The sequence below is a fragment of the Planktosalinus sp. genome (assembly GCF_059864935.1).
Window position 1 is genome coordinate 1 of record NZ_JCBCCK010000028.1, and the last position, 11,793, is coordinate 11,793.

General features: G+C 40.6%; 9 protein-coding genes. 2 read left to right on the forward strand and 7 right to left on the reverse strand.

The window, feature by feature from the left end; genetic code table 11:
* Positions 1-1,372, forward strand: a 1,372-nt coding sequence (locus AC6F75_RS01185; protein WP_500713095.1) for a M36 family metallopeptidase, incomplete at its 5' end; no start/stop codon positions are given.
* 54 nt (positions 1,373-1,426) lie between these two features.
* On the opposite strand, the gene AC6F75_RS01190 is transcribed toward AC6F75_RS01185, so the two are convergent.
* Positions 1,427-3,196, reverse strand: coding sequence for a 1-deoxy-D-xylulose-5-phosphate synthase (locus AC6F75_RS01190; RefSeq protein ID WP_500713096.1), 1,770 nt, complete (start codon positions 3,194-3,196; stop codon positions 1,427-1,429).
* A gap of 160 nt (positions 3,197-3,356) precedes the next feature.
* Here AC6F75_RS01190 and AC6F75_RS01195 point away from each other — a divergent pair, with 160 nt between their 5' ends.
* Positions 3,357-3,806, forward strand: coding sequence for a deaminase (locus AC6F75_RS01195; RefSeq protein ID WP_500713097.1), 450 nt, complete (start codon positions 3,357-3,359; stop codon positions 3,804-3,806).
* Between the two features lie 84 nt (positions 3,807-3,890).
* On the opposite strand, the gene AC6F75_RS01200 is transcribed toward AC6F75_RS01195, so the two are convergent.
* From AC6F75_RS01200 to AC6F75_RS01225, 6 genes are all read right to left on the reverse strand, one after another.
* Positions 3,891-5,945, reverse strand: coding sequence for an acetate--CoA ligase family protein (locus tag AC6F75_RS01200; protein WP_500713098.1), 2,055 nt, complete (start codon positions 5,943-5,945; stop codon positions 3,891-3,893).
* Positions 5,946-6,147: 202 nt separating this feature from the next.
* Positions 6,148-7,212 (reverse strand): cytochrome D1 domain-containing protein, encoded by a 1,065-nt coding sequence (locus tag AC6F75_RS01205; RefSeq protein ID WP_500713099.1) that lies wholly within the window; start codon positions 7,210-7,212, stop codon positions 6,148-6,150.
* Between the two features lie 117 nt (positions 7,213-7,329).
* Positions 7,330-8,655: a 2-oxoglutarate dehydrogenase complex dihydrolipoyllysine-residue succinyltransferase gene (gene odhB, locus AC6F75_RS01210; RefSeq protein WP_500713100.1), complete on the reverse strand. Its 1,326-nt coding sequence runs from the start codon at positions 8,653-8,655 to the stop codon at positions 7,330-7,332.
* A 12-nt stretch (positions 8,656-8,667) separates the two neighbouring features.
* A complete protein-coding gene (locus AC6F75_RS01215) occupies positions 8,668-8,820 on the reverse strand; it encodes a hypothetical protein (RefSeq protein ID WP_500713101.1) in 153 nt (50 codons plus the stop codon).
* Positions 8,821-8,887: 67 nt separating this feature from the next.
* Entirely contained in the window at positions 8,888-9,172 is a 285-nt protein-coding gene (locus tag AC6F75_RS01220; protein ID WP_500713102.1) for an ORF6N domain-containing protein, read from the reverse strand.
* Positions 9,173-9,198: 26 nt separating this feature from the next.
* On the reverse strand, positions 9,199-11,793 hold a 2,595-nt coding region (locus AC6F75_RS01225; protein ID WP_500713103.1), incomplete at its 5' end, for a 2-oxoglutarate dehydrogenase E1 component.

Here is an 11,793-nt window from a genome sequence, read left to right on the forward strand (position 1 = left end):
GGGTCCTCCTGGACAACCTTTAACTATAAATAACGGTCCACTTGCAGGTTCTTATATAGGGATTGGTGCCACATTTGGTCCCGGATTACCTAATCCGGCCATTACAGCCGATTTGGTTTTAGTAACAGACGATAACGCAGGCGTTTCTACAGATCCCTATGACGCTTGTGATAACATTACCAATGGTTCAGCCATTGCTGGAAAAATTGCCGTTATAAGAAGGGGAACCTGTCAATTTGGATATAAAGTGCTTGCAGCACAAAATCAAGGGGCTGTTGCTGTGATAGTTACCAACAATGTTTCAGGAGACCCCATCGCAATGGGACCCGGCGACGTAGGGAATCAGGTAACCATACCGGCCTTAATGATTGTCCAGAATAATGGTGAAGCTATCATAGCAGCACTAATTGCCGGTCAAACCATAAATGCCACGATTGAAGAAACAGGCCCATTTATGATTGACGGAACCCTTGATAATGGAATCATAACCCATGAATATGGACACGGAATTTCTAATCGTCTCACCGGAGGTGCATTCATCAGTGGGTGTCTTCAAAACGATGAACAAATGGGTGAGGGATGGAGCGATTATTTTGGATTAATTTTAACAATGAAGGTGGGAGACACCCCAGATCAACGTAAAGGAATTGGAACTTTTGTTAGAGGTCAATCCATTAACGGTAATGGAATAAGGCCTGCGCCTTACAGTACAAATTTTGCAATTAATAATTTCACCTATGGAGCAACAAATAATCCGGGACTTTCACGGCCTCACGGTATTGGTTTTGTTTGGGCAACTATGCTTTGGGACCTTACCTGGGACCTCATTGATGTTTATGGTTTTGATCCGGACATTTATGAAGGCACAGGGGGAAACAATATAGCACTTCAACTTGTAGTTGATGCACTAAAACTTCAACCCTGTAGCCCCGGTTTTGTAAACGGTCGCGATGCAATACTTCAAGCTGATCTTCTAGCAAACGGAGGTGCTAATCGTTGTTTAATATGGAATGCTTTTGCAAGAAGAGGATTAGGATTAAGTGCCAGTCAGGGAAGTTCAAACAACCGTTTTGACCAGGTGGAAGCATTTGATGTGCCTGAAGATTGCTTACTTGGTACTCAAGGACAATCATTAAACAACTTTATGATTTACCCCAATCCATCACAAGGTGATGTGCACATTGTATCAAGAGAGGATATGGGACAGAGCACTGTTTCAATCTATGATATCAATGGAAGAATGGTTTTCAATCAGGATGTGATCATGAATGGAACTGTAAGTATAAAGGCAGGTAATCTTAGAGCAGGAGTATATATTGTTAAAATAAAAGGTGAGAATTATACTCACAATGCTAAACTTATCATCAGATAAATAATAAGCTTATTTTGAATTTTTAAAAGACTGTCAGCGATGGCAGTCTTTTTTTTATTGTAGCGATTTAATAAACTCAGCTAATTTTTTTGGCGAAAGGTCGCATAAATCTTGAAGTTCTTCAACAGTACCTTGCTCCGGGAATTGGTCCGGGATACCTAAAATATGCAGGTCATTTTTGTGTTGATGTAGAGCAGCAAATTCCAGAACAGCACTTCCAAAACCGCCGGATTTAACTCCATCTTCAATAGTCACTATGGTTTGATGTTTTTTGAAAACACGGTGTAACAACTCTTCATCCAAAGGTTTTATAAAACGCATATCATACACGGCAATATCTTTAATGTGATTATCTTCTAAAGCATCCAAAACGTTGTTGATTATAGATCCCGCCGAAAGCAAAGCAATTCCTTTTCCCTCCCTTATGCATTCTCCTTTCCCGATTTCCACTTTTGAAAAAGATTGTTTCCAGTCTATTATTCTGCCTCTTCCACGCGGGTATCTGATGGCGATGGGCTGTTCAAGCCCCAATGAGGCAGTGTACATTATATTGCGTAATTCAATTTCATTTCGCGGAGCGAAAACAATCAAATTGGGAATGCACCGCAAATAAGCCAAATCAAAAATACCGTGATGTGTGGCGCCGTCTTCTCCTACAATTCCGGCACGATCCAGACAAAATATTACCGAAAGCTTTTGCAAGCACACATCGTGAATGACCTGATCGTAAGCGCGCTGCAAAAAGGTGGAGTAAATGTTACAAAAAACAATCATCCCTTGAGTTACCAGCCCGGCAGCAAAAGTCACGGCGTGTTGCTCTGCAATGCCCACATCAAATGCCCTTGCCGGAAATTTGTCCATCATATATTTCAACGAACTTCCAGTGGGCATAGCGGGAGTTATTCCTATGATTTTTGGGTTTTGCTCTGCCAGTTCTACCATCGTTATTCCAAAAACATCCTGAAATTTGGGTGGTTGTAGCACTGCGGATTTAGGAAGTAAATCGCCTGTATCTTTGTTGAATTTTCCGGGGGCGTGATACCTTACCTGATCTTCTTCTGCTTGACGCAGGCCTTTGCCTTTTTTGGTTATGATGTGGAGCAGTTTAGGCCCCGGAACTTTTTTCAATCGCTCAAATTCCTGAACCAATTCCAATAGGTTGTGTCCATCTATCGGGCCTGAATAATCAAAATTTAATGCTTCAAAAATATTGTCCTGATTGGGCGTTTTCTTGAGAGTGGCTTTAGTGAGGTATTCTTTCAAAGCACCCACGCTGGGGTCGATGCCAATTGCATTGTCGTTTAAAATAACCAATAAATTGGTGTTGGTGACACCTGCGTGATTTAAGCCTTCAAATGCCATCCCCGATGCTATGGAAGCATCACCCACCACAGCGATGTGTTGCCGCTGTGTGTTTCCGTTAAGTTGGGCAGCAATGGCCATTCCCAATGCCGCAGAAATTGCTGTCGAACTATGTCCAACGCCAAAAGTGTCAAATATGCTTTCATCCCTTTTAGGAAAACCGGAAATGCCATCCAATCTACGGTTGGTGTGAAATTTATCTTTTCTACCGGTAAGGATTTTGTGCCCATATGCCTGATGACCCACATCCCAAACCAGTAAATCTTCAGGAGTGTTAAATACATAATGCAGTGCAATGGTTAATTCCACAACACCCAGACTCGCACCCAAATGACCCTCTTTCGTGGCGACGATATCGATAATAAACCGGCGCAACTCTTTAGCAAGTTGTGGTAATTGGCCAAGGGAAAGTTTGCGTAAGTCTTCCGGAAACCGGATTTCGTCTAATAAAGATGCTGCCATACTGCAAAAGTAAACAATTGAAGTTGTATTTTTGGGGTTATTAGAAGTGAGACTTTAGACAATAGATATAAGATTGCGTGATGGGTGTGATGAAAGTCACAATTAACTATATACCCAATTACAAATAACAATTTTGAAATGTAAAATTTGAAATAGTTCAATGATTGAGCCTTTTAACGATACTTATTTCATGAAACGTGCTTTACAGGAGGCTGAAAACGCTTTCGCTAAAGGCGAAATACCAATTGGTGCCGTGATTGTCGTTGAAAATAAAATCATAGCCCGTGCATACAATCTCACCGAAACCCTAAATGATGTTACTGCCCATGCCGAAATGCAGGCCATTACCGCCGCTGCAGATTATCTGGGCGGAAAATACCTCAAAAAATGCACACTTTATGTCACTATCGAACCCTGCCAAATGTGTGCGGGGGCACTTGCCTGGAGCCAGATTGACCGCATCGTGTATGGAGCAAGGGATGAGCAACGGGGTTGTATCACAATGGGCACACAACTCCACCCCAAAACCAAAATGGAAGGCGGTGTCTTAGCCCAAGAAGCTTCCGAACTTTTAAAACGGTTTTTTATTGAGAAAAGGAATTTGAATTAATAAACTGTTCTGAATAAAATGGCAATATAAGTAAACAGTTGTGGTTTTTTTTTGATTTAACATCTAACAAAACATTTCAACCATTTATTCAGAAACCAATATTCTGGCATCAACAGCAACGACATTTTGGGCACTACCCATTAGAGGATTAATATCCAGTTCCTTAATTTCGGGGGCACACTGAAGTAAAGCCGAAAGATTTACTATGGCTTCTGTAAAAAGTGCTTCATTCACACCTTCTTTTCCTCTTGTGCCTTGAATAATGGGGTATGATTTTAATTGCCTGATCATCGACATGGCCTCATCTCTTCCCACTGGGGCAAGGGCAGATTTCACATCTTTGAAAACTTCAATAAAAATTCCTCCAAGGCCACAGAATAATAAATGTCCAAAGGGGTCTTCCCTGGAGGCACCAATAAAGACCTCGACTCCGGATTTTTGCTCTTGCATCAAAACAGAATCGGCACCCCTTATGGCCATCAATTCATTAAAAGCTGTTGCAATTTCATCATTGGTATTGATGTTCAACTTCACCCCGTTTAGATCAGATTTATGGACAGGGCCATTTACTTTCATAACCAATGGAAAATGAAGAAATACACCTGCGGCAATCGCTTCCGGAATGGTATTAACCGTTTTTTGTTTTGCCATAGGAATGTTTGCGGCCAGGAATAATTTCTCAATATCTGAAGGACTTAAGTATCCTTCACCCGCATTTTCGATTACCCGGCGGATGCTTTGAACGTCCACTTTTGGTAAAATGGGGGTTGGAAAAGGTTTTTGCATTTTGCAAGCTCTCGAAAGCACATATCCAAAACTCACTTCATCAGTAAAATTAACATGACCCATAGCATGAAACCGGCTGACTTCTTCAGCTGCCTGGATGATAGAAGGTAAAACAGGGTAAATGGGTTTTTTACAAGTTTTCATTTTTTCGTGCAACACCTTGTAAACATCATCTACTTTCCACATACCTGTTGTGCCAAATACCACTGCAGAAGCATCGATATGTTCAAATGAGTTTTCTACATAATCAAGTATTTTTCCCAGTTGTTCGGCGGTACCTGTAGCCAAAAAATCAATGGGATTGGAAACTGAAGAGCCGGGGTGTAATTCGGCCAGTAAAGCATCGGCGTAAGGACCTTCAATTTTTGGAACGTTCAAGCCACCTTTAATCAGGGTATCTGTGAGCATCACTCCCGGTCCGCCCGCATGGGTAATCACTGCAATGTTCTTTCCTTCAAAAGCGTCATAGGTAAAAACACAGGCCATATACACAAGTTCTACACGACTAAAACAACGTATCACCCCTGCTTTCCTAAAAAGCGCACTCACTGCAATATTGGAACCTGAAAGTGATCCTGTATGTGAAGAAACTGCCCTGGAACCTGCATCTGTTGCTCCCGATTTGATGGCTGCAATCCGGCATCCCTTTGCGACTAAAGAGCGGGCATGTTTTAAAAACCTTTCAGGATGGGACACTTTTTCCATATAGAGTAATTTGATTTTGGAACTTTTTTCTGCATCAAAAGTGTTGTCCCAGTACTCGAGGATGTCTTCAACGCCAATTTGTGCACTGTTTCCAATGGAAAAAATATCCCTGAATTTTAACCCGCGTGGCATGGCCATTTCCAATATATAAACCAAAGTAGCCCCCGATTCAGAAACAAAGTCGCAGCCCATGAGGTCATATTCAGGTATAGGACCGGCAAACACACCTTTGTAATGCTCTGTTATAATACCGATGCAATTTGGGCCTATTAAAGTACCCCCAACTTGTTGTATCATTTTGACACATCTTTGTTCGAGGGCTTTTCCTTCAATACCCGTTTCACTGAAGCCCGCCGAAAACAAAATAAAGGTTTTACAGTTTTTTTGATTAACTAAAATATGAATGGTTTCTTCAACATATTTTGAGGCTACTGCAATAATAGCGAGGTCTACATTGGGCAGTTCTTCACAAGAAGAAAAGCAGGGAACACCTTGTATGGAAGTTTCTTTAGGGTTAACGCCAAGTAAACGCCCTTTGTAACCGTGTTTTATGATATTGTGAAGTACTTTCCCGCCGGGTTTTGAAATGTCATTGGAGCCACCCACAACAACTATACTTTCAGGGTTTAACAAGGCATTTGATATCATATTTTTGGGTTTTGTGCGCAAGGTATCGTTTGTAACCCAAAAAAAAACTGATTTTAGTCATTTTGGCTGAATCAAAACATGCAGATATAGTATAAAAAGTAGCCCTTATTAGATGTTTAAAACTAAAAACAATTTAAAAGAGAAATGGAGTAAGACGTTAAATGTTTTTTAGGAAAGCGACTTAATAATCATCTTTACCTATCTATTTGCTGACAAAATTAATTCCATCCGGTTGTTTGCCCGTTGGAAAATGACGTTTGATAGTGAAAGTTTCCAAGTCTATTTCACTCACCAAATCTGCATTGGTATTGGCAACATAAGCTTTAGTATTGCTTGGAACCACGATGCCAATGGGGATGGAACTGCCTTCAAACTCCCTTGAAAAATAGCGCTCGTCATCCACTTCATCGGGTAAGGGAACATCCATTTTTACGTTGGCCAAAAGCATTTTATCTTTGGCGTCAAAAATAGCCACATCACCTGTGCGTGCGTTACTCACCAGTACTTTTTTGCCATCGGGGGTGAATTTTAATCGTATGGGAAAATCTTCACATGCGATGGTATGTGTCAATTCCAAAGTGGATGTGTCAAAAACTGCTAAGGTGTTATCATCACGGTTACTCACCCAAACTTCTTTACCGTCCGGAGAAATGTCAATTCCCTCTGCACCTTTGCCGGAATACAGTTGCTGAACGACTTCCTCTTTTTCCAAATCAATCACAGTGAGATTTCCGGTGCTGATGCTGGGCACAAATGCTTTTTTTAAATCGGGAGTAGCGGCGACCATATGAGAAACGGTTTGACCGGTATTGATTGCTTTTTCAATAGTTCCGGTTTCTATATTGACCAGCAGTAAACTATTGGAGCCTTCGGTAGTAACGAGCATTTTATTGTTTTCGCCAAAAGCCTGAATGCCATGCGGACGGGTGTGTTCTCCCAAATCGATTGTATTTATCAATTTGAATTCCGAAAGGTCGTATACTGAAAGGGTATTTCCGGGATTTTCACGATTTCCATAATTGGTCACAACGGCTATCTTACTGTCAGCCGTAATTTCAACTTCATGAGGTTCAAGACCTGTTTCAAGAATGTGCAATGTTTCTGGGGTTTTTACATCGATAATGTGTAAAGAGTTGCCAGTTTTATTGGCTACCAGTATCAGGTCGTTTTGGGTTTGAGTTTTAGCTGATGTTTCTTTTCCCGTAGAGTTTTTACAGCAAGTTAAAATAATTGAAAGAAGCAAAAGAAGGGGGATGGACTTTTTCATAATGAAGAATTTAATTCATATAAATAACAAAAAACCCGAAAAGAATGCCTTTTCGGGTTTTATAAATATGATTTAGAAAAAAAAATTGAAGAATGGAATAATCGATTTTACGGTTATTTATAGCTCCAAGGCTTTTTTCACATCATTGTTCATCAACAGTTCTTCAGGGTTTTCAAGGGCTTCTTTTATAGCTACAAGAAATCCAACAGATTCCTTGCCGTCGATGATGCGGTGGTCATAAGACAATGCAACATACATTACCGGAGCAACGATGATGCCGCCGTCTTTCACAATGGCGCGATCAACAATGTTGTGCATTCCTAATATGGCACTTTGAGGAGGATTGATGATGGGTGTAGAAAGCATGGAGCCAAATACACCACCGTTTGTAATAGTAAAGGTTCCTCCGGTCATTTCATCTACTGTTATTTCACCTTCTCTGGCGCGAATGGCTAATCGTTTAACTTCATTTTCCACACCTCTGAAAGACAGGTTTTCTGCATTTCTGATTACAGGAACCATCAATCCTTTAGGTCCTGAAACCGCAATGCTGATGTCTTTATAATCATAAGTAATTTTATAGTCGCCGTCTATCATGGAGTTGACATCGGGATACATATCGAGTGCACGGACCACTGCCATAGTAAAGAAAGACATAAAGCCCAGACCTACATTGTGCTTGTTTTTAAATTCTTCTTTGTATTGTTCGCGTAAAGCAAAAATAGCTGTCATATCCACTTCGTTGAACGTGGTCAACATAGCTGTTTCGTTTTTAGCACTCACCAGGCGTTCTGCCACTTTGCGGCGAAGCATGGACAGTTTTTTGCGTTCTTCTCCGCGTTTTCCGTGCCCCGGGGTTCCCATTGAAGCTTTGTTGGCTTGTTGTGCGTCTTCTTTGATGATACGTCCATCACGACCGGTACCTACGATATCATTTGGAGAAATTCCTTTTTCATCAAGTACTTTTTTAGCAGCCGGGGAAGGGGTTCCTTTAGCATAACTGGTCTCACCCTTCTCCTGTGAAAGAGGGGTGACTTTATCTGAACTTTCAATTTTTTCAGTTACTGGAGCTGCTTTTTCATTGGTTTTCTCAGATTTGGCAGCTTCTCTGTCTAATCTTTTGGATGCATCATCATCGTCATTAGACCCTTCGTCACCGGGGTTTTTATAGGTTTCAACTTCCTTTTCAGTTCCTTCCGGTTTTTCAGCGGCAGTGTCTATTAAACATACTACTTCGCCCACGGCAACAGCATCACCTTCTTCCGCTTTAAGCGTAATGATGCCACTGGCTTCGGCAGGAAGCTCCAGTGTGGCTTTGTCGCTATCTACTTCGGCTATGGCCTGGTCTTTTTCAACATAATCGCCATCGGCTACCAGCCATTGTGCTATTTCTACTTCGGTAATGGATTCTCCCGGTGAGGGAACTTTCATTTCTAATATCATCTTTTGATAATTTTATTTAAAACCAATTTTTTTACGTTCTGCTTTTTCTATCTCGCTTAATTCCTTTGTTATTAAAAACCTAATAGCTTCTGAAACTTCTTTAAACTGTTTATTGTATTTATTTTCCAGCTTATTGAGCTTTTCGTTTAAATCTTTATAATTCAATGCATATTGCCTGATAAAAACAAATGCCGCATGATGGAAATGTTAATAGCAATGGCCTTTTTGCTCCTTAAAACACTTGACAGCATAGCGACTCCCGTTCTGTAAATGCGAAAGGTGTTGCAGGGCTGAATTTTATGTTTTCAGGAAGGTTATCACAAATTGTGATAACCTCTTTCCATACCTCCTTTGTTATTTCAAACATAAAATCTTCGGGAAACCTGTCTAAATTTCTTCTTACACTTTGCTTAAGTACACGGGTTTCCACATCATAAAGAGCTGCCAAATCAAAATCCAGCATCACACTTTGATTCCTTACGGTATAGGTTTTATTTTGAATTTTCTGAACTTCCATTTTCTATCAGAACGTAAATTCACTTTTTAATCCTCTAAAGTTAATGATTTATCAAATACGCTTTCAATCACTTTTTGATGCCTGTTTTTAGATCTAACAGTACTTCCGGCAGCGGGTGCACTATACATTTTTCGGCTGCAAATTCTTAATTTTCTGGCTTCTTCAAAGTGCATCATTAAAAAGCTGTAAGCACCCATGTTTTTGGGTTCTTCTTGTGCCCATACGATGTCATCGGCGTTTTTGTATTTTTTTATAAGCTCGCGCATTTTGTCTTTTGGTAAGGGGAACAATTGTTCAATTCTCACCAAAGCAACATCTTCCCGTTTCAACTCTTCCTTAGTTTCCAGGAGATCATAATAGAATTTTCCGGTACAAAACACTAGTGATTTTATTTTTTTGACATCAGCTATGGTATCATCGATAACTTCCTGAAAACTACCTTGCGCCATTTCTTCTTTTGAAGAAAGTACCTTGGGATGACGCAACAAACTCTTAGGTGTAAAAACAATTAATGGTTTTCTGTAATTGGTTTTTAGTTGTCTGCGAAGCAGGTGAAACAAGTTGGCAGGTGTGGTAACATCAGCTACAAACATATTGTCGCGCGCACAAAGTTGCAGATAACGTTCCATTCTGGCAGAACTGTGTTCAGCTCCTTGTCCTTCATAACCGTGAGGCAATAACATCACAAGTCCGTTCTGAAGTTTCCATTTGTCTTCGGCAGCAGAGATGTATTGGTCAATCATTATTTGAGCGCCGTTACTGAAGTCTCCAAACTGCGCTTCCCAAATAGTTAAAGTGTTTGGGTTTGCCATTGCATAGCCGTAATCAAAACCAACAACCCCATATTCTGAAAGCAACGAGTTGTAGATATAAAATTCTCCTTGTTTTTCTTGTATATGGTTGTGGAGTATTAGTTCTTCTTCACTGTCTTCGACTTTAATGACTGCGTGTCTGTGAGAAAATGTTCCTCGCTCGACGTCTTGTCCACTAAAGCGCACATCAAAACCTTCGGCTAAAAGTGTTCCATAAGCCAATAGTTCTCCCATTGCCCAATCCAGTTTGTTATCTTTAAAATACATGGCTTCCCTGGATTCAATGAGTCGCTCAATTTTTCTGATAAACTTCTTGTCTTTAGGAAGCTGGGTTATCGCTTTTGCAACTTTGTCCAGTTTTTTCAAATCAAAAGAAGTATCGGCTTCTTTTCTCATTTTAGCACTGTCTGCAGATTCAAACCCTTCCCATTCATCCTGCATAAATGGTGTGACAATGGTTTTTTCCTGCTTTCGCGAAATTTCAAGTTTTTTTTCCAGATGGTTTTTGTATTCTTCCTCGATTTGCGGAATAAATTTTTCATCAATGACCCCTTCCTTGATGAGTTTTTCAGCATAAATGTCTCTGGGGTTTCTATGTTTTGCAATGGCCTTGTAGAGTTTAGGCTGGGTGAATCGCGGTTCGTCGCCTTCATTGTGGCCGTATTTACGGTAACCTAAAAGGTCTATAAAAACATCACTTCCAAATGCCATACGGTATTCAAGTGCAAATGTCACAGCATGAACAACAGCCTCCACATCGTCTGCATTAACGTGCAAAGCCGGTGATTGGGTTACCTTGGCAACATCGGTACAATATGTAGAAGAACGACCATCGAGGTAGTTTGTAGTAAAGCCCACCTGATTGTTGATTACAATGTGAATGGTACCACCGGTTTTGTATCCGTCGAGTTTTGCCATCTGAACAATTTCATAAACGATTCCCTGACCGGCTATTGCTGCATCTCCGTGAACAACTATTGGCAGTACCTTTTGAAGGTCGCCTTTAAAGTGGCGGTCTTGTTTTGCCCGGACAATTCCCTGAACAACTGCACCCACAGTTTCCAAATGGGATGGGTTGGGAGCCAGATTGATGTTGATTTTTTTTCCGGAATTGGTTTCACGGTGTGAGGTCCACCCCAAATGGTATTTTACATCGCCGTCAAAAGCTTCTTGCTCATAATCTTTTCCGTCAAACTCGCTGAAAATATCTTTGGCGTTTTTGCCGAAAATATTAACGAGGGTGTTCAAACGACCACGGTGGGCCATTCCCATTACAAATTGTTCAACGCCCATTTCCGCTGCTTTTTCAATGATGGCGTCAACAGCAGGAATAAAACTTTCGCCGCCTTCAAGAGAAAAACGCTTTTGGCCAACATATTTTGTATGTAAAAACGACTCAAAAGCTACGGCTTCATTTAGTTTCTTTAAGATGTATGTTTTTTGATCCGGGGTAAACTTTGGTTGATTATCATCTTTGTGTATCCAATCCTGTATCCATTGTGCTTCACGAGGGTTACGAACATAATTGTATTCTACTCCAATAGACTGACAATACACCTTTGAAAGGTGATCAATTATATTTCTAAGGATTGTAGGTCCTCTACCAATGAGTTCTCCGGCATTAAAAACAGTGTCCAAATCGCTTTCAGATAACCCAAAATTTTCAAGATCCAGTTTAGGTTCATACTTTCTTCTTTCCCTAACAGGGTTTGTCAGTGTGAAAAGATGGCCTCTTTTTCTGTAGCCTTCTATTAATTTGACTACCCTGAATTCCTTTTCAAGGTTTTGAAGTTGCGGCTCACAAAAAGC